The organism is Vibrio sp. Vb0888 (genome assembly GCF_033338835.1).
GTDB classification, from domain to species: Bacteria; Pseudomonadota; Gammaproteobacteria; order Enterobacterales; family Vibrionaceae; genus Vibrio; species Vibrio alginolyticus.
The window spans coordinates 142,306-162,530 of record NZ_JAWOTL010000008.1 but is presented as its reverse complement, the minus strand read 5'-3'; the positions used below and the strand labels follow the sequence as shown (position 1 = coordinate 162,530).

Here is a 20,225-nt window from a genome sequence, read left to right as displayed (position 1 = left end):
CTTTTAAAGTTCGGATTCATAGTTTATCGGTAGTTCTTTTTAAAGCACCTTGGTTTCGTTTTGCATAGTGACAGGCCTTTATCTCATAGAGTTCACTTAAGGATGGTTGTGAAAGAAGGGATGTTAGATGCTTAGCCAAGTCGGTTGTATCACTGGCTAGTAATATCCCATCTATATCCAATAAGTCAGATACAATCTCCTTAAAGTTGAAATAGCTAGGGCCAGTGATTATGACTTTTTCTAACATGGCAGGCTCTAGCACATTGTGCCCACCAACCTTATCTCCAATTAGGCTTCCACCCATAAAGCAGATGTCCGCTGCGCCCATCAACGTTAGCATCTCACCCATTGTATCGCCGAGATATATTTGAGTATTCGTCTCTACTGCATGCGTTGAAGTACGACGCACAGTTTTAAATCCTTGCTGTTGGCAAAGCGTGAATACATCATCAAATCGTTCTGGATGGCGAGGAACCAAAACGAGTAAAGCATTTGGAAGAGATTTTAAAACTTGTCTATGTGCATCTAATACCTGTTCGTCCTCGCCTTTGTGGGTGCTAGCTGCTATCCAAATCGGACGATCGTTTCCAAGTTGGGCTCGAAGCTGCTGTCCTTGCTGTTTCACTTGCTCTGATATTTGAATATCGAACTTAATCGAGCCAGTAACGGATAGTTTCTTTTTCTCAACGCCTAAGCGTTCGAAGCGCTCTGCATCTGAATCCGTTTGGCAGAGTACTTGAGTTAGGCATGGATGAAGCTGGTTAAAAAGCCGCTGTATTTTGGCGTAGTTCTGACACGATTTTTCAGATAGGCGCGCATTCACGACAGTTATAGGGATACCCGCTTTGTGAACATTGTGAAGCGTGTTTGGCCACAGCTCAGTCTCAATGATCAACATCTGTTTTGGCTGCACTGCTTTAAGAAAACCTTTGATAGCGAACCCAAAGTCAATTGGCATATAGCGGTGTTCAATTAAATTACCCAACTTAGCAATCTGTTCAGCTCCCGTACTTGTTGTTGTTGTAACTAGAATAGATTGTTCGGGGTTTTGTTCCTTAAGGGCTTTGATTAAAGGTGTTGCTGCTATGCTTTCACCAACAGATACGGCATGTATCCAAATAGGTTTGTCGTTGCTTTTTAACTTGGGGGTTATGCCAAAGTGCTCTTTCCAGCGAGAGCCGAACTTAGGCTTATTTGGTTTGCTCTTGTACAAACCAAATAAAAGCAGCGGTGACGCTAGGGCGAGTAGTAAGGTATAAATAATGCGAACTAACATGAGCTTATCGTAATGGCGTCAAGTTTTTGGATACTATCTAGCACTTGCTTAGGCGAAAGTTCTGTCAAGCACTTAAGGTGTTTGTACTGACATTCACGCTGGAAACAAGGGCGACAATCAATATCGGTATGAACAATCTCCACTTTTTCTGCGAGTGGGGGGGTGTACTTCGGTGAAGTTGAGCCATACACTGCAACAACATTACAACCAACCGCAGCTGCCACATGCATTAAGCCTGAGTCATTCGCGACAACAGTCTTACATGCAGCAAGTAGGTCGACCGCTTCAATTAAGCTGGTTTGGCCTGCCAGAACATGAATGTGCTCATGGAATTGCGTCGGAACAAGTGCGCGAATATTGTTACAAGTCTCTAAGTCTTTTTGAGAACCAAACAACCAGATTTGATGTCCAGAACGAGCCATTTGCGTCGCAACTTCAGCGTAGTGTGTTTCGGGCCATTTTTTGGCAGGACCAAACTCTGCTCCTGGGCACAGTCCGATAATTGGTTGGTCTTGGGCTAAGTTGAACTTTTTGATCGTGGCTTGTTGCTCTGCCGCGTTGATTGCAAGGCGAGGGCGAGGTAAGGTTTCAAGCCCGCCAAGAGAGTTAGAGTCCACCATTTCTGCTTTTGGATAAGCTAACGCTACATAGCGCTCTACCATGTACTGAAAAGACTTCATGTTAGGGCGTAAATCATTCAATAAACCATAGCGCATTTCTCCTTTCCAGCCAGTACGAAGAGGAATGTTGGCAAACCATGGGATCAGTGCCGATTTCGCTGATTTAGGCAAGATATAGGCGTGGTCATATTGCTTTTCACGTAATGATTTGCCAATTTCCCTGCGGCCTAATAAGTTAAACTCACCATGACCGATAGGCATTTCAATCGCTTGATGGATTTCTGGCATACGCTCAAGAATCGGTTTACACCATCCTGGAGCGATAACGTCAATTTGGCTATCTGGATGGCGTTGCTTTAATACGATATATAACGATTGCGACATTACCATATCGCCGACCCATGCAGGGCCAATGACTAAAATCTTCATGCTTTGTTTTTCCAGTATAGGAATTTCAAAATTGACTCATAAGTTCTAAAAAGTTCAGCGTATATTTTATTCGCAAGAGTCATTTTGGATTTATCTTTTCTTTTACCACCAATCGTCGAAGCAATCTCTGCTCTAGTAAAGAGATCTGGAGACACGCTGTAGACTTGAACACCATGTCTCCATGGTTTTTCCATGTAGTCATCGACTGGTTCAATAAACTCTTGAGCATGCATAACAAACTTTGAGGCTGCTTTAGGTGTGACGATATAAGCGGTGGTACCACAAGTGCCTGCTGAGTATCCCCCTAGCATATGATTATCATCAATAGGTACGATTGGGGTGAATACACGCTTCTGAGTAGCAGACAACTTGATGTAGTCATAATTAGAAGTCAATGGAAGGGTATGTTCGAGTACTTGCTTCAGCCCTTCGACGGGGTCGACGTTGTCTTCTAAGATGACGATCGGTTCATCAAGCTCAACACAGCGAACCCACAACTCGTAATGGCTTGCAAAACAGGCGACTTCACTGGTTTTTAATTGATACCCTTTGCGGCGTAGAGTAATGGTAGGACGACTTTTTTCTGAATGAAGAAAACGGTCAACAGAGCCATCTATTGCATCAAAAAATTCAAACGTAATGCCTTGTTGTTTTAACTTTTCTTCAATACGTTCTCGGCGATCTAGCGATCGAGCCAAGCTTACGACAAATACTTTCACTGCACTTTCCAGTCGCTGTTATATCTTGGTTTAAACAAATTGTAATAGTTATTGCCGTCTTCTTGAGAGTGCAGCAACTGTAGTACCCACATATATTGTTCGGGTTTATCACCGACAAAATATTCAATGGCTTCATTACAGGTACGAGCGTCTTGCTCTTCGCCTTTATCCAGCTCAAACGCTGGTAAAATCTCAATATCAAACGTACCATCTTCAGTGTTCATCGACGCAAATAGAGGTAGTACTTTTGAGCGTGATAGTTTCGCAATTTTGCCTAAACCAGGTAGCGTTGCTTTACGTGTTGCAAAAAAATCCACAAACACACTATGCTCTGGGCCGTGATCTTGATCGGGTAGGTAATACCCTACATAGCCATCTCGAACTGATTTCAAAAACGGCTTAACACCACCAGAGCGTTCATAAACACGACCACCGTATTGGACTCTTTGCTTGTGCATTAGCCAGTCAGCAACATCATTCTTTTGTTTCTTCGCCATTGCAGAAACTGGCATTCCCATTGACGCGAGCAAGATAGCAGGCACATCAATTGCCCAAGAGTGGGGAACCATTAAAATCACATTTTCGTTGTTATCAATGTGCTGTCGTAAAATGTCTAGGCCGCGAGTTTGGCAACGGTTCTGAAGCCATTTTGGTGAGCGTAAACTTAGTAACCCGAAGCGAAAAAAGAACATGGCTGCTGTGTAGAGTGTTTTTTCTATCAAAGCTTCACGTTCTTGGAACGACTTTTCCGGAAAACACAGCTCAAAGTTAACCCTCGCTCGGTGAGCTGGCCCCTTGTGGGATTTCGACAGTTTTTTGGCTATGGTTTTCGCCAACCACTTTTGTAAACCCAGTGGCATTAATGATAAAGGTAAAAATAAGATAACACCTAACCACGTGCCCCAGTACTTAGACGACAGAAAGTGGCGCTTAAACTCAGGGTTATATGCTTTAGGGTCGAAGTCATCACGTTTTATGGTCATGGCGTGTCTAGTTACCTATTCGTGTACGGGCGAAGTGGTTTAAATGAGAAAAAAGATAGTTAGGAATGATACAGGCTATTGCATTTGAGTAAAGGTGGCAGGTTATGGTTCTACCACCTTGTGGTGCTTAACTGTTTTGGATAGTCAAGTATTCGGCAACGCCTTCTGCAACTGTCTTGAATTCAACATCACAGCCTGCGGTGCGCAGTTTGGTCAGATCCGCTTGTGTGAACTCTTGGTAAGCGCCTTTTAGGTGCTCAGGGAATGGGATGGTTTCAATTTGGCCTTTGCCATGATGCTTGATAACTGCTTTTGCTACCTCTTCAAAAGATTCAGCACGGCCAGTACCACAGTTAAAAATGCCTGATACGCCGTTTTCTAAGAACCACAGGTTTACTTTACAGACATCACCAACGTAAACGAAGTCGCGTTTGAATGATTCGCTGCCCGCGAACAATTTAGGATTTTCACCTGCGTTAAGTTGGTTGTTTAGGTGGAACGCAACTGATGCCATGCTACCTTTGTGGTCTTCACGTGGGCCATATACGTTGAAGTAGCGGAAGCCGGTGATTTGAGAAAGGGTCTCACCATGTTCTTCAGCGTCTTGCCATAGGCGACGAACGTAGTTATCAAACTGCTGTTTCGAGTAACCGTATACATTCAGTGCGCCTTCGTATTCGCGTTCTTCAACGAAAGTATCTGTATCGCCGTAAGTGGCTGCTGAAGAAGCGTATAGGAATGGAATCTCGCGATCTAAACAGTAATGAAGCAGCTCTTTAGAGTACTCGTAGTTGTTTAGCATCATGTACTTACCATCCCACTCAGTCGTTGCAGAGCAAGCACCTTCGTGGAAAATTGCCTCAATCGGACCAAAATCATCGCCCGCCATAATTTGGGTCAGAAAGTCGTCACGATCCATGTAATCTGTGATGTCCAGATCAACTAAGTTCTTAAATTTTTTTCCATTTTTTAGGTTGTCGACAACCAAGATATCGTTAATACCAGCTTCGTTTAGTGCTTTAACAATGTTGCTGCCGATCATGCCAGCGCCACCAGTTACGATGATCATAGAACTTCCACCATAGATTAAAATTTTCTCTGGAATTCTAGCAAGAAACGAAAAGTAGCGCTATTGGAAGCAGGAAGATAGGTTTTAGTCTTCTATGACTAAGTATCTAGATATGAAAAAGGGAGCCGCAGCTCCCTTGATTACTTTATTATTCCACATCCGAACGGTTAGGTCTTTGGTACCAAGGATTTCGTTCGTCGGTTAACTCAATTAAGCTGTATTTGCGGCCGAGCTTCTGCCCTCCGTCACGAGTAAGAGGCTGCCAACTAAAGTTCGCACGATTGTTACTTGGCTTAACGGTCATGATGTCAAACGGAATCGACAAGTAGAAACCTTTGGTAAAGCTACCTTCACCAAATTCATCCGCAGACAAGTCTGTAAATGACGCAAAGGCACCAGCAATTACGCCACTCTTGAACTGCTTAGAAACATTGATTTGTGTACCAACATCACCAGCCAGGAACTGACCAACATCGACTTGGATCATCAAATCTTGTAGGAAATCCCATTGAGGGTAGTAGTACCCAGATACAAAACCAGTGAAGCCTTTATCAATAACTTGGAACGGACGTCCATATTCTGGCACGTTTTGCCATTTCTCATCGTAAACACCGAAGTAACTTTGTGGATCACGTTGAGAAATTACGTTGACGTCAGCGCCAATCGCCCAGTTAGCTCCTTGTGGACGGTAAAGAAACTCGGTACCGACTCCAGCAAACATACTCTCCAGATAGCCCGCGTAGAATTGCTGATCCATCGTATCGGAATACTCTTGGAACCAAGTCAATTGTAAGTTTGACATGGTTACAGCATGTTCATTTTGGTAAGCGCGGAACATGGTGCGAACACGAGGAACAGTAGTGCCATCAGGTGGAGTGACATAAATAAACTTATCGTAGTTGTTATACCAATCCCAGTATAACGAACCGCCAATTTCAAGGTTGTCCGTCAGCCAATATGAGGCATTACCGCTTAGCCCTACACTAAAGAGATAGAAATCTTCAGCGTTTCCGAGAGTTTGAACTAGTTTAGGTGCAAAGCCCCAATCAAAACGTTCAAAACCATCGTAGATAGATTCTCCCGTAGGCTTAGTAGTAGCCCTTGAGGTTGCATCTTCTATTTTCGGATTGATGTAATTAACTTGGGCAAAGTCGCGATATTTCTCTTTGGAAATAATCGTTTGTTCACCGACTAAGCCTCGGCTACGTTCATTGATCGCATAGGTATCAATATCGTCAGGCATTTCATTATGGAGTACAGCTGCCGCTTTTTCGTGTGCCTCTGTACGGTCACGATATTTTTTCTGCTCACCAACGACAGTTACGGTATTGTTATCAACATAAACACGCGTGTTTCGATAGCCAGCAATTTTGTCTAAATCTTCTGTTACACGTTCCCAATCAACATCAGACAGTTCTTTGGGTTGGTTATCTTCCACTTCTGGGGTTGGTGTGTCTCGCCAGAATGATGGCATGTCATTGAAATTAGTGTTTAGCGTTAAGCCTGCTACTAAAGTATCGCCGCGTTCATAACTTAAACGAAAATCGGCCATGCCTAGACGGTAGAGAACACCAAAGTTCCATGGTGTGTGGGGAGACATATCTATACCGGCCTGAACAACTGGATAGTCTGTGCTGTAATCGTTACCGTCATATTCAAGCTTGAAGCGAAGAGGCTTATGAAGAGTTTGATATTCAATACCACCAAAAAGGGCAGCAGGGCCTTTAAAGGCTCTATCGAAGTTAGTTGTTCCGCCAGTAGATAGAAATTCTGAAGGTCTATCGCAGAATTTGTCTGATGCTTTACAAAAAGGGTTTGTGACCGTATCTCTAGTTCCTAGGTAGCCCCAGCCCATACCTAAAGTAAAATCAAAAGTACCTAATTTCGAATTAGAATATCGTTTTGTCGCCGCAAGAAACTCAGCATCAAAAAGACCAGTACCAGCAAAGTCTCGTACCCCTAGGGCGATTTCTGGCATGTATTCAGATTCTTCCCATAATCTAAATTTAAAATCTATCCCCTTGTCTGTATATTCATTGTCAACATCGGGGAAGGATGACGAATAAGGCAGATCGTGAACTCGAGTGTACCGGATAGTTGTTTCTAACCACGGCATGAGTTGCAGAGTCACATTGTAAAAAAGGTACTCATCACTACCTGTTACAGAAAAGTTGAACTCCCCTTCATGAGCCATACGTCCGGTTGGCATCTGCATTAAGCCAACACCACCAAAGTCAGATTGAGAAGGCTGTAAAGAGGGAGCCTCAAAGGGCATGTCTTGAGCCCAAACCAATGCAGGGCCCATTAAAGAAAGGGCTAAGCTTTTTCTAATTGGCATCATTGTGGTCTCTTTTTGGAATTTGGTATCAATTGAGTGAGTAGGCGGATAATATCTTGGTCCATTTCGGAATATTCAAGATCACCAAACGGAATATATACCAATGTCAGAGGTGGTAAGTAATATTGTGTTGTTAACCAAGCTCCGTGATGCGGCTTAACTATGTGACCATCTGGATAGATCAACACTGGCGGTGTTGATAACGCACCAATATTAGTTTTCAAATTCTCTATCTGTCTCTGCAAAGGGATGCCAGCTTGCTCCGTAATGGAATACACGCTATTTAGGTTTCCCAAGAAGTACACTTTCTCTTCGCGCAGAGGGCTTGCGAGCAGGAAATTGCCGCGCAACAGTGGGTTGTCGAATTTATTTAGTCGAATTTTATCAACATCGATCGCAGACAGTAAGCGCGGTGCAAAGCTTTGCTTCTGAATGAACTTGTAGAATGGATGTGCGACCAAATTGTGTTGAATCATTTGATTGAGCACCGAGTTCTTTAAAGCGGTTGAGGTTTTCTCGGCGCGTTCCGATTTATCAAACAAAGTGGTACCAAGAGAGTATTGCAGAGAGACGCCTTGCTCCCTAGCAAGTGCTAACACACTTTCTAAACGAGCCGTCCCTTGAAATTGTAGCCGTTTGCCTGCTTCTAGCAATTCAACATTTAATGGTTGCAATGCAGAGGTTTCTGTTTGAGCGAAGCTAGACATGCTCAAAAGCGGCATGACCAAACCGAATACTGTGAGTAGTTGCTTGCTCATGATTTGCTGTATCCCTTCAAAATGGTTAACTCGACCGGAATCATATTTGGCCCTAGATGTTGTATGGTTTTAACAACTTGACCTTGTTCATTGACCCAATAGTAGTTTTCGACCGATTGAGAAAGACTGCTAAACTCAACAACTTCTTTATATACGTTGGTCATAGTGCTAGAAATAGGTGTTGTTAACGTTTCTTGGCCTGAGTAAGAACGCGTTATATTTGCAGGAAAGCCATAACGGTATTGTGTTGCCCAATCGTATGAAAGTGCGTAGTTGACAGAGGTTGAGTGTAAAGAAAAATCTGGAACGTCACCGTAAACACCCGCTAAGTCGCCACTCTGTAGTCCAATCGTTTTGACGATGTGCCCATTTTCTGTAACGATCATGGCTTTATCGGCGCTTACCCATTTCAATTGTATTTTTCCATTTTGCGGATTTCGTTCCGCGAAAGCTAAAACGACAAACACCTGCTTCTGATTTCCAAGTTTCAAATAGGCACTGGCATATGGAATAGCATTGATTTCTTCTGGTGTCATCTCTACATCGATGTAGTTACCGTAGGCTTCTTGGACGGTTGCTGAAACATCGTTGAATTTCTGTGTACAGCCAAAGAGTACAAGGAGTAATGGAAGAATGAGGAGTTGGCGTATCCATTTAGGTATTCGGAAGATATTCATTGATCCCTCTTACAAATAAAATCGCCCTGACTTAATCAGGGCGATTGGCTTCTGTTCTACAAAACGAAATTAGTTAGAAGTAGAAGTAGAAGTAGATGTCGAAGTAGATGTTGAGTCGCTATCTGACGCTGCAACTGCTACTACAGTTACTGCTGCTGCTGCACCTACACCTACAGCTGTAGTGCCAGTTGCTGACGCAGAAGCTGCGCCTGTTGAGCCTGCTTCTTCTGCTGCAAATGCAGTTGTTGCGCTTAGAGCCATAAGAATAGCTAGAGCTGTATTCTTCATTATTAATCCTTGTGTATCCGGTATAAAAACATCGATGTTTGGTAGCATAAAAAATGCTCCAAATTATATTCTAGATAAAAAAGCCTTAGCATGTAAATAGTTTCTTATTTTGCTATGGCTTTCGATCTCATTTCTAACACCAGCGTGACATTGCACGGTTATCTTGCTCCCTTGCTTGCTGATAAACTATCAAGAGTGCATAATTTGTCTGCCTATTTCCTTCAGCACTAGAGGTTTGAAGTCAATAGGTCGTTTTTACTTAGACCATATAGAAAGCGATACAGTGGCTTACGCTCCATGCCTCAGGGCGGTAGCGTGCCAGCTCTTCAGTATTTAATGATCTGTATAGCAAAATTTAACTTTGCCTTGTCAGTCAATATTATTACCAGTACTAGGAACTTTTACGTGATAAGAAAGCAGCATTGTTTGGGAATACTTGGTGCACTGGGCTTGAGCCTGAGTTCTTTTTCAGCGTCAGCCGATTTTTACGCAGGCGCTCTAGTGAGCTACTCAAATGCAGAACTGAAAAGCTCATCTTCTGAGTCCGTGAAAGAGGGAAGCCCCTTTCTTCTTAGTGCTCAAGCAGGATACTTCTTTAATGACTACATTGGTTTAGAAGGTCGTTACGGGACATCAGTTCAACGTGACAGTGGTCTTGCCGTTGATAGCGCTTTGAGCGGCTTTGTTAAGTTGAATATGCCGGTTTCAGAGCGAGTTGCACTTTACGGTTTAGCTGGGTATTCAAGCGTTCAGCTTGATCTACAAAATGTAGGTTCTCACAAAGAACAAGGATTTAGTTTTGGGTTAGGTATGCACTACGCTTTAAATAACCAAAGCGCGGTGATATTTGAGTTCGTTGATAACGTCTCTGAAGACCAAGTTCGCCTTAACTCGATTACACTGGGTTTTCAGCACCGATTCTAATTTAAATACCTAGAGCTCAAACTTGGGGCTAGGGTCTTTTATTCAATTATTATAGTGACATACCATGTTTAAAGGATATTTCTCTATTGCCGCTTTTATATTGGCAAGTACGTTTGCGTCTTATTCAATGGCACAAACACCCACTCCAGAACAAATGAAAATGTTTCAAAATCTACCCGCCGACCAACAAAAGGCCTTGGCGAGTAAGTATGGTTTCTCCATTCCTTCTAGTTCATCTTCAAACAAGTCTCCTTACGAAAATCCTCAAGTAATCCAACCTAGAACTGAAGCTAGTGGCGCTGCATCTTCCAATATCGAAGAACAATGGCTCAAAAAAGGTGAGCAGGAAGAGATTAAACGCTTTGGTTTAGATCTTTTTGCTGGTTCTCCAAGCACCTTTGCTCCGATCAGTGATGTTCCTGTGCCAGCAAATTACACCGTGGGTGCAGGTGATGAAATCATTGTGCAGTTATTTGGTAAAGATAATGAAACGCATCGTTTACGCGTAAATCGTGCGGGCACAATCAACTTCCCTTCACTTGGGCCAGTAAATGTTGCAGGCATGCACTTTTCTGATGTTCGAGACTCTCTGACGCAACGTGTAAAAGAGCAAATGATTGGTGTGCGCAGTGATATCTCATTGGGTGAATTACGCACCATGCAAGTGTTTGTAATGGGGGATGCATATAAACCTGGTGCCTACACGGTTAGCGCATTAACGACAATTTCACAAGCTATCTATTACAGTGGCGGTTTTGGTGAAAGTGGGGCGCTGAGAGATATCCAGCTAAAGCGTGATGGTAAAATCATTCGTAAGTTGGATATGTATGACCTTTTACTAAAAGGTGATGCAAGTAATGATGTGCGCTTACTACCGGATGATGTTGTTTTAATTGGTTCTGTTAAGGATACAGTGTCTATAGAAGGGGAGATCAACCGTCCGGCAATTTATGAAGTCAAGGCCGGTGAAACTTACCAACAACTTATTCAGATGGCAGGTGGTTTTACTGCGAATGCTCATGTCGAGCAGTTGGAGATAAAACGCTACGCTTCACATGACGCTCGTGAGGCTTTGACGCTTGATTTCAATAAAACGCAAGATCGAAAGAGTAAAGTTAAAAATGGCGACGCCATCAAGATCTTGAAAAAAAGCGAAGAGCTTACTCGTTACGTGCAGATAGAGGGGGATGTTCGTCATCCTGGCTATGTGGAATGGCGCAATGGGCTTCGTGTTGCTGATCTTTTCAAGTCTGTTGACTCAGCTTTTAATTCTACAGCTGATGTTAACTATGCTGTTGTGGTAAGAGAGATTAATCCGCAACGTGATATTGAAGTGTTCCAACTAAGCTTAGCCAACGCAATTCTATCACCAGGTAGCCAAGACAACCTCCAGTTACAATCACGAGATCGCATATTGGTTTTCAACCGCTTTAATAACGAAGACTTGGATACATTCGCAACACAAGAGTCTGTTTCAAAAGCAAAAACGCTAGAACAAGCGCAAGAGCAAGCTGAGCTAGAACAACAGAAAGAACAAGAAGTGATGAGTTCTTCTGTTGCCGTTTCGCATTCAGTAAACGGTACGTTGAACAACCAGAGCACCACAGAGCAAGCGAAACCAGCTAAAATCATTTTCCGTGGTAAAGAGATTACAGAGGAAGACTTTGAAAAGCTGAAGCAAAACACTCGTCGCACTTTGCTTGCACCAGTATTGTTACAACTCCAACAACAGTCTCGTTTGGGGTTAGCCCCTCAAATTGCTGAAGTCTTTGGTGAAGTGAAGCACCCAGGACGCTACCCGATTACTCCAAGAATGACGGTATCAACGCTTATTGAAGCAGCTGGTGGTTTGACTTACAACGCATTCACAATTAATGCAGAATTAGCACGAACCGCGATTAATAGTGCGGATGAGCGTGCGTATATTGATGTTGAGCGTATTGATTTGCGTAAAGCAATCCAAGGCAGTGCTTCGGACGATGCAATTATCGTAGGCCGAGATCGTTTGAACATCCTAGAAAAGCCAAATGTGAAGCTACAAAGCACAGTCACTTTACAGGGTGAAGTTCGTTTCCCTGGAACCTATACCGTGCGCCAAGGTGAAACCTTAAGTGAGCTATTGGATCGAGCGGGTGGTCTCACAGAGTTCGCTCACCCCCAAGGAGCGATATTTACGCGTGAAGCATTGCGTTTACAAGAGCAGAAGCTTTTAAACCAATACGCCGCAGATATGCGAAAAGAAACAGCGAAGAAGACGTTCCGAGCCGATAGTAATATAGGTTCTGTAATTTCAGACCCAGAAAAAACACTAGCATTTGTTGAGGAAGCAAGTCGCAGCAAAGCACTTGGCCGTATGGTGGTACAGCTAAACCGTATTTTAAAAGGCGAGCGTTCAGCAGACTTTATGCTCGAGGACGGTGACTTCCTCTTTGTTCCTACTTTCCGAAACACAGTATCAATCATGGGTGAAGTTCAGGTTCCAATTACTTACTTGTTGGACAACAAACTTGATGTCGATGACTATCTTAACAAAGCGGGTGGTGCTAAAAAACAAGCGGACGAAGACCGCATTTTTGTAGTGCGTGCAGATGGTTCTGTTTATAAGCCTTCATCTGGTTATTGGTTCGGAAATAGCAAAGAAGAACTAAAAGCTGGTGATACTATTGTTGTACCAATTGATACCGACTACCGTGATGCATTAAGCACATGGACTGCAGCAACGCAGATTCTTTATCAGACGGGTGTTGCGATTAATGCTCTGAAGTAAATGACTCCACCCTAGTTCTAGTTTGAATTAGGGTGGGAATTATTCATTGATAGCAATAGGTTCAGGCTCAGATATCTGAGTATACCTAATGGCTATAGCTATTGATTTATTGGCTGGAGCTCAGCCTCATCAAAGTCATTCTATTAGCGAAGATTTCGCTATAGCGAAGGAAATTTGATTAAATGGAACCACAACAAGAAAAGCAGGCTCAACAATTGGTTAGATATCCACATTCCAATGAGTTATACGACGCGCCTATTGATTTGCGCGAATTATTCAAGTCCTTGTGGCGAGGCAAATGGGTTGTAATTGCAACAACTTTTACTTTTGCTGTTGGCTCTGTGATCTATGCATTGAGCCTACCAAATGTTTATAAAGCGGATGCGCTGTTATCTCCAGCGGAAAGTGCTGGCGGTGGTGGGCTCTCGAAAATGGCAGGCCAATTGGGTGGGTTGGCTGCTCTTGCAGGAGTAAATCTTGGTGGAGGAGGTGCGTCTCAGACAGACCTTGCTGTCCAAGTTATGAAATCTCGTCAATTTGCTGAAGCGTTCATTGAGAAGTACGATCTATTGGTTCCTTTAATGGCGGCAAAAGACTGGGACCTAAGCAAGAATCAGCTTGTTTTAGATGACGAAATATATAACTCTAAGACTGGCATGTGGGTGCGAGAACCAGATGGTTTAAGAGGACCTAAACCAACACCACAAGAGGCTTATGAGGTATTTAGTAAAAATGTCTTAAGCGTAAATAAAGATGATGAAACTGGTTTGTACACAGTATCTGTACAACACTTTTCTCCTTATTTAACAAAGCAGTGGGTAAACTGGTTGATTGAAGATATTAATAAGGTTATGAGAGAGAGAACTATTTCAGAGGTATCTCAAAACCTTACCTACTTAAATACTCAATTACAAAAAACTTCAGTTGCTGAGATGCAAAGCACTTTTTATAGTCTAATTGAGGAACAAACAAAAAGCTTAATGTTAGCTGAAGTTCAAGATGAGTTTATATTTAAAACAGTAGATCCTGCTGTTGTTCCTGAGCTTAAGAGTTCGCCAAATCGTGCATTAATTTGCGTAATAGGAACTCTTTTAGGGGGGATATTAGGTATGATAATTATACTTGTAAATTATTCTTTTAAAGAAGATGAGATAAGTTAGAGCTATAAATTTAAATAGGCTTAACAGATCTTTTATTATTAACTATATAATAACGAATTATATTTTATTAAGATAAGATAATTGAATATTTTTAAGAGCAATAAGAACTCCGAAGTTGCAAGTGTATTCAAAGGAATGCTTACTCTGGCAAAAGGTGCTGTGTTTGCCAGAATTATAGGTTTAGTTAGTATTCCAGTTTTAACCCGAATCTATTCTCCAGAAGATTACGGTGTTTTAGCTCTTTACACGTCACTGATAGCTATATTAGCGCCTATTTTTACCTTTCGGTATGTGCAAGCAATTCCTTTACCCAAAACTGATAAGATGGCAATAAATCTTTTTTCGGTATGTCTAGCTCTGATATTGATGAGTTCTCTTTTTATTGCAGTAATACTATTTTTCTTCAGTGAAACTATCCTGAACTGGTTTGATATGAGAGCGCTTGCTCCATGGTGGCCTGTAATTGTACTTGGTGCAGCAGGAACTGCCTTATATGAACTATTTAGTCTTTGGGCTACTAGGAAAAAGCAATATAAAATAATAGCCAAAACACAAGTAACTCAATCTTTTTTTGGCAATCTTACAAAAATTTTAATGGGTTTGTTCAGTTTTAAGCCTGCAGGTCTACTGATCGGTCAGTTTATTGCTCAAAGCGGTGGTGTGGGAAGTTTTATTAAACAATCATTGCCAGATTTTATAAAGCTAAAAAGTCAGGTTACTAAGAGTCGTTCTACTTTTATATCTAGTTATTATCGTGGCTTTCCAGTATTTCGATTGCCATCTCAAATTCTGATGTCTTTGTCATTACAAGCTCCAACCTTAATGATGGCAGCATTATTTAGTAAAGAAAGTACAGGACAACTTAGTCTAGCTATGGTTGCACTAAATCTACCTATAACCCTTATAGTTAGGGCTGTATCTAAGGCTTATTATGCTGAAATATCGTCAATAGGAAAGAATAATATTGAAAAAATCCGCAGAATTACATTCTCTGTACAAAAGAAATTATTTTTAATTGGATTCCCTTTGACGATAGTGACGATGTTTGTGGCTGAGTATGCGTTTGTTGTCATTTTTGGTAATGAGTGGTTAAAAGCTGGACAAATGGCGGTAGTGTTAGCTCCTTTTATGTTGTTACAATTTACTTCCTTACCTTTGATTGAAGCAATAAATGTTGTTGGTTCTCAAATTCATTTTCTTATTTTAAGCATTGTCAGAGTGTTAGGTCTAATAATTATGTTTGTAGGTTCGATTTATTTTCATGTTCAAGAATCTACTTTTTTGATTATGTTAAGCGCTTATCTTACTTTATTTTACCTGTTCACATCTTTTTTTGTTGTCTTTTCTATGAGAAAGTAAGTTAGTCTCAGTATTTATTAAAAGCACAAGAACGAAATATTAATTGGAGAAAAAATGTTAGCTATTCACTCTCGTTCGGGTAGCTTCAGTGACAAATGGATTGATTATTGTCAGCTGAATGATATTAACTATAAAATAGTGGATTGCTACTCCGACGATATTATTGAACAACTAGAAGGTTGCTATGGTGTTATGTGGCATTGGGGACACAATGATCACAGGGCCGTATTGTTTGCGCGTCAATTAAGCTACTCATTGGCGGCAGCTGGTAAGCGAGTATTCCCAGATCCTGCAACAGCTTGGCACTTTGACGATAAAGTAGGTCAGAAGTATTTATTAGAAGCTATAAAAGCTCCATTAGTTCCTAGCCACGTCTTTTATGATAAAGATGTGGCTTTAAATTGGGCTTCAACAACAACCTTCCCTACGGTATTTAAACTTAGAGGAGGAGCTGGAGCTGAAAATGTGCATATTGTAAGGTCCGAAAGTGAAGCTCAAAAATTCATAAGAAAAGCCTTTGGAAAAGGGTATAAAGTAAAAAATAGGATCAACTTTTTAAAGGAGCGCTATTGGCACTTTAAACGCGATAAAACTCTAAGCAGCTTTTTAAATATTAGTAAGGGCTTTGCTAGGTTAGTTATTCCGAAAGAGGCTGAAAAAAACTTTCCAGTAGAAAGAAATTACGCATATTTTCAAGAGTTTATTCCTAACAACGATCATGATATTAGAATCATTGTTATAGGTAAACGAGCGTTTGCGATCAAGCGAATGGTAAGGGAAGGAGACTTTCGAGCTTCTGGTAGTGGTAATATTATTTACGACCCGCATCAAATACCCAAAGAATGTTTGAAAATTGCTTTTGATGTAACAAAGAAGTTGAACTCCCAGTGTCTTGCTTTTGACTTTGTTACGTTGGATGACAAACCTCTCATTGTTGAGTTGAGTTACTCTTTTGCGCGAAAAGGATATCTTGACTGCCCCGGGTATTGGAACAATGAACTAGAGTGGATTGAGGGAGCATTTTCTCCTGAATTCTTCATGATCGAAGACTTCATAAGCAAGAAGCTTTAAGCGTTTATATTCTTCTCTCAAATTAGTATAAATATTTAGAGTGGTAATTATTTTCAGGGCGGAACAAATTAAAAAACTTCGCCTATAGCAGTTTATTAAGGTTTTAGTAGCATGAGTAAGCTAGGTCTGGGAACTCGAACTTTCTACTCAGAGGGTGAGAATTGTATCAACTATAAAAAGCATATTTCTAAGTTTGATCTTCAAGGGCGTTTAGTAGATCCTATTTCGGTTATGGAGTTTTTGATGAAAAACTACATATTCTCGAACCGAACTATGGTTCAAGGAATTGAACGAACACCTTGGATGGCAAAGCGTGCGTCAAAAGATAGTGAGTCTTGGAGTTATTTAGATTTGCCTCCTCATCTTAAAGATAAAAAAAGTTCTCCAGAAGTAGCAAAAAAGTTAAAACAGTTACTAGAAATTGAAGCCCTTGAATTCCTTAACGGAAAAAGGAATATAGGTATTCTACTATCTGGTGGTATGGACAGCCGAATTGTTGCTGCTATCGTGAGGGAGCTACAGGTTACAGGTAAATATACTGGCGATGTTACCGCTTTAACATGGGGTTTAAAGGACTCTCGTGATGTAGTATATGCGCAGCGAATTGCACAAAGCTTTGGCTGGGAATTCAGCTATAAGCCTTTGACTGAAGAGGTGCTTTACAACAATATTTTTCTCACAGCTGAACGAGGCGCAGAATATTCTCCCGTGCATTTGCATGCAATGGCAGATGTTTCAAAAACTATTGGTATCGATGGAATTTTGGCTGGTAGTTATGGTGACAGTATTGGTAGAGGCGAATATTCTGGCAGAAAAACTTCTGAGCTGCCTCATATACTTGACCGACATATGAATCATTTTGCTTTTCTTCGAGCTTCTGTTGAAAAGGCGGCTATTCATGGTGTTCGAGCAGACTTAGAACGTGAGCGGTCTCGATTCCCTGGGCGAAGTGAGATGTCTTATCGAGAGATAGAAATGCAACAGCATTATATGCGCCGCCAGTTGAACGCTTGCATGGAAGTTATTGATGACAGAATTCCTTTGTACCAGATGTTTACTTCACCGGATGTATTTGGGTTTATGTGGTCGTTAGATCCTAGTTGTCGTACAGACGATAACTATGAACACTTACTTGAGTTGTTGCCTGGAAACTTATTGGATATTCCTTGGGCTAGGACAGGGCGTCGTTACAACAAAGCTAACAGTATCGTAGAAGATACGCTCACTAGTCGTAACAATTGTTATGGGAAATGGTTGAGACACGACCTAAGGAGCACCGTTTTGAATGAGATTAATAGTGGTGTATTGCAAGAGTTAGGTATATTTAATGAGAAGTCTTTAGATATGTGGGCAAAGCACTGGCCTAAAACAACTTATGCTAAGGCAGATCGTCTTGATGAAAAAATGGCATGGTTAGCATCATTTTCAGTTTTCGTTAGAAACAATAACCTTAAGTCACAAGTAAACAAATATAGTGCACTTGATGACTTCAATCGACTAAAGGCTTTTGCTTACACCAAGCTATATCATACAGCACTGAAGGTCAGCAAACGATGAGAAAATCAATAACATTTATTATTGGTGGCTTACGTGGCGGTGGTGCAGAGAAAGTTTGTGTAACTTTAGCGAACGGTCTTGTTAATCAGGGGTACTCTGTAGACTTAGTCGTATTGAGTCTAAACGGTGCTGTCAGAGAAAAAGAGCTAGCTTCCGAAGTGAACTTAATTAATTTAGACGTTAAGCATACCCGTTATTCAGCCGTTGCTATTTCTCGCTATCTTAAGCAAGCAAAGCCTAAAATAGTTTTATCTTTTAACCGCCAAATATCAGTAATGTTGGGTCTGATACGAAGTATCATGAGACTGAAATTTACATTGATTTCAAGAAATATCATTTTCTTATCTATAGCTGAATCAAAGAAAAAAGGCCTATGGCACGGTTTTATTGTTAAACATTTGATTAAGAAGTTTTATGCACTGTCTGATTATTTTATCGCTCAATCTTCTGCAATGAAAGTAGACTTGATTGATTACTTAGGTGTCGAAGCATCCAGAGTTGAAGTGATCAACAATCCTGTTTGCCAAATTGTTGCGAACTATCAGAAGCAAGTGTCACTTGGCACTATCGTAAATGAAGCCAGTATTGAAGACTATTTGCTATGTGTGGGAAGACTGGAAGAGCAAAAAGCTTTCCATTATGCGATTGAAGCCTTCTCGAAAGTGGCACCAAGGTATCCAGAGCTCCGCTTGAAGATTGTTGGGCAAGGAGGCTTGGAGAGTGAACTGAAGAAGTGCGCCGCTAAGTTTAATGTACTTAAAAGAGTAGACTTTGAGGGGTTTCAGGGTGATATGATTCCTTATTATGCCAATGCAAAGGCAACGTTATTAACTTCATTATTTGAAGGCTTCCCAAACGTGCTTGTTGAATCGATAACACTTGGGACTCCAGTTGTTTCATTTGATTGCCCAAGTGGTCCAAGCGAAATCATTGAAGATGGCATAAATGGATATTTAGTCGGCTATCAGGACGTAAATGAGTTAGCAGAAAAAATATCACTAGTCTGTGATGGCAGTATTATTAGAAAAAAAACACAAAGTACATCTGAACGATATACTATAGAGAAAATTTTGCAAAGTTATCAGTCTTTAATTGAAGCTAAGTCTTAATGCTCTTATCTTTTTACTAAAGGTTGAATTATAGTGGCAATATACTTCTTTCCATTCTTTCTGATTATGTTTTTTTCTATTGTTTCTGTTAATAGAAGTCAGAGTGTAATCAATTTATCGCCAGCACTTTATATATTACTTGTGCTTTTTGTTGGCATTAGATATGCCTCAGTTGATTACTTTAACTACGAAGAAATTTACTATTATGTCGACAATGTTTCAGAGATGGGATTTCCAAACTATATCCCATCTTCTGGAGAAAAACCGACGGAAAGCCTTTATGCATTCTTAACACTATTTATTAAGTCATTTGGTGGTAGTTTCGAACTATTTGTTTTTTTTATTGCTTCTATATCTATAGGGATAAAGCTCTATGCATTTAAAAAAATGTCGAACTTCTTTTACTTATCAGTACTTTTATACATAGCTATCTGGATGCGGGCAGACTTAGGGCAAATAAGGAATGGTTTGTCTTCTGCGATTACTTTAATGGCCGTCTACTATTTATACCATAGCAGGAAGTTGATTTTTACTCTCGCCGCGACATCATCTTTACTGGTACATATTGCTGCAGTGTTATCTTTTTTATTGATTTTTATGAAAAAGCTCGCGCGTCCGTGGATGCTGTCTTCAGTGCTCGCAGCATCCTTTGTTATGGCTGCTGCTGGTGGGTTCGGGATGACAATTGTTCTCTATATTGCTGAGTTTATGGGGCTGGGTAATGAATTTAGACTCGTCAGATACATGGATTCAAAGTTTGCTGAGTCATATTCTATATTTGGCGGTACCGTTTTAGTTCATTTATTAATTTCTGTATTAATCCTCTTGTTTTACAAGAGATTGGTTAAGGTAAACAAATATAATTCTATTCTAATACCCATGTATGTTTATGGATTTTCGATGATGCTGTTTTTTATCGATTATGGGATTATGTTTGCTCGTATAAAAGATCTTTTCTGTACACCAGCTTCCATCATAATATTGCCTTCTATTGTGTTGATTTTTCATAGAAGGTCTAGGCCGCTTATATATTTATCTTTAATAGCATTTTCTGCACTAATGTTTGTCACTACAGTTCAAAACGCAGAACCATATCAAACAATAATATTTAATTAGGTACA

The 20,225-nt window shown here is 40.9% G+C and carries 17 protein-coding genes; 8 read left to right on the top strand and 9 right to left on the bottom strand.

The features are described 5' to 3' along the window. Positions 1-16: 16 nt before the first annotated feature. From waaA to R7P72_RS13640, 9 genes are all read right to left on the bottom strand, one after another. Positions 17-1,276 carry a lipid IV(A) 3-deoxy-D-manno-octulosonic acid transferase gene (gene waaA / locus R7P72_RS13680; protein WP_213904779.1) on the bottom strand — a complete coding sequence of 420 codons (1,260 nt, stop codon included), beginning with the start codon at positions 1,274-1,276 and terminating at the stop codon, positions 17-19. After that, positions 1,270-2,325 carry a lipopolysaccharide heptosyltransferase II gene (gene waaF, locus R7P72_RS13675; protein ID WP_025768326.1) on the bottom strand — a complete coding sequence of 352 codons (1,056 nt, stop codon included), beginning with the start codon at positions 2,323-2,325 and terminating at the stop codon, positions 1,270-1,272. Before waaF ends, waaA begins: the two co-directional genes overlap by 7 nt. After that, positions 2,322-3,044 (bottom strand): glycosyltransferase family 25 protein, encoded by a 723-nt coding sequence (locus tag R7P72_RS13670; protein WP_053307407.1) that lies wholly within the window; start codon positions 3,042-3,044, stop codon positions 2,322-2,324. Before R7P72_RS13670 ends, waaF begins: the two co-directional genes overlap by 4 nt. Next, positions 3,041-4,027: a lauroyl-Kdo(2)-lipid IV(A) myristoyltransferase gene (lpxM, locus tag R7P72_RS13665; protein ID WP_054579402.1), complete on the bottom strand. Its 987-nt coding sequence runs from the start codon at positions 4,025-4,027 to the stop codon at positions 3,041-3,043. Before lpxM ends, R7P72_RS13670 begins: the two co-directional genes overlap by 4 nt. A gap of 127 nt (positions 4,028-4,154) precedes the next feature. After that, positions 4,155-5,096 (bottom strand): ADP-glyceromanno-heptose 6-epimerase, encoded by a 942-nt coding sequence (gene rfaD, locus R7P72_RS13660; protein ID WP_017634969.1) that lies wholly within the window; start codon positions 5,094-5,096, stop codon positions 4,155-4,157. Between the two features lie 148 nt (positions 5,097-5,244). Further along, on the bottom strand, positions 5,245-7,437 hold the full coding sequence (locus tag R7P72_RS13655; protein ID WP_213907288.1) for a YjbH domain-containing protein: 2,193 nt from the start codon (positions 7,435-7,437) through the stop codon (positions 5,245-5,247). Then, positions 7,434-8,192: a capsule biosynthesis GfcC family protein gene (locus R7P72_RS13650; protein ID WP_005379464.1), complete on the bottom strand. Its 759-nt coding sequence runs from the start codon at positions 8,190-8,192 to the stop codon at positions 7,434-7,436. The genes R7P72_RS13655 and R7P72_RS13650 overlap by 4 nt, the downstream gene beginning before the upstream one ends. Beyond that, on the bottom strand, positions 8,189-8,869 hold the full coding sequence (locus tag R7P72_RS13645; protein WP_005379466.1) for a YjbF family lipoprotein: 681 nt from the start codon (positions 8,867-8,869) through the stop codon (positions 8,189-8,191). Before R7P72_RS13645 ends, R7P72_RS13650 begins: the two co-directional genes overlap by 4 nt. A gap of 69 nt (positions 8,870-8,938) precedes the next feature. Next, entirely contained in the window at positions 8,939-9,157 is a 219-nt protein-coding gene (locus tag R7P72_RS13640; protein ID WP_005379468.1) for a hypothetical protein, read from the bottom strand. 405 nt (positions 9,158-9,562) lie between these two features. On the opposite strand from R7P72_RS13640, the gene R7P72_RS13635 reads away from it, so the two are divergent. From R7P72_RS13635 to R7P72_RS13600, 8 genes are all read left to right on the top strand, one after another. Further along, positions 9,563-10,081 (top strand): outer membrane beta-barrel protein, encoded by a 519-nt coding sequence (locus tag R7P72_RS13635; RefSeq protein ID WP_017820722.1) that lies wholly within the window; start codon positions 9,563-9,565, stop codon positions 10,079-10,081. A gap of 64 nt (positions 10,082-10,145) precedes the next feature. Next, on the top strand, positions 10,146-12,848 hold the full coding sequence (locus tag R7P72_RS13630; protein WP_005379474.1) for an SLBB domain-containing protein: 2,703 nt from the start codon (positions 10,146-10,148) through the stop codon (positions 12,846-12,848). 182 nt (positions 12,849-13,030) lie between these two features. Continuing rightward, a complete protein-coding gene (locus R7P72_RS13625) occupies positions 13,031-14,008 on the top strand; it encodes a Wzz/FepE/Etk N-terminal domain-containing protein (RefSeq protein ID WP_005379476.1) in 978 nt (325 codons plus the stop codon). Between the two features lie 81 nt (positions 14,009-14,089). Then, positions 14,090-15,367, top strand: a complete 1,278-nt coding sequence (locus tag R7P72_RS13620; protein WP_005379478.1) for a lipopolysaccharide biosynthesis protein — start codon at positions 14,090-14,092, stop codon at positions 15,365-15,367. 54 nt (positions 15,368-15,421) lie between these two features. Then, positions 15,422-16,438, top strand: a complete 1,017-nt coding sequence (locus tag R7P72_RS13615) for a RimK family alpha-L-glutamate ligase (protein ID WP_005379479.1) — start codon at positions 15,422-15,424, stop codon at positions 16,436-16,438. A gap of 111 nt (positions 16,439-16,549) precedes the next feature. Further along, on the top strand, positions 16,550-17,995 hold the full coding sequence (locus tag R7P72_RS13610) for an asparagine synthase-related protein (RefSeq protein ID WP_005379482.1): 1,446 nt from the start codon (positions 16,550-16,552) through the stop codon (positions 17,993-17,995). Next, entirely contained in the window at positions 17,992-19,104 is a 1,113-nt protein-coding gene (locus R7P72_RS13605; protein ID WP_005379484.1) for a glycosyltransferase, read from the top strand. Before R7P72_RS13610 ends, R7P72_RS13605 begins: the two co-directional genes overlap by 4 nt. Before the next feature lie 33 nt (positions 19,105-19,137). Beyond that, positions 19,138-20,220 carry an EpsG family protein gene (locus R7P72_RS13600; protein ID WP_215810575.1) on the top strand — a complete coding sequence of 361 codons (1,083 nt, stop codon included), beginning with the start codon at positions 19,138-19,140 and terminating at the stop codon, positions 20,218-20,220. Positions 20,221-20,225 lie beyond the last annotated feature (5 nt).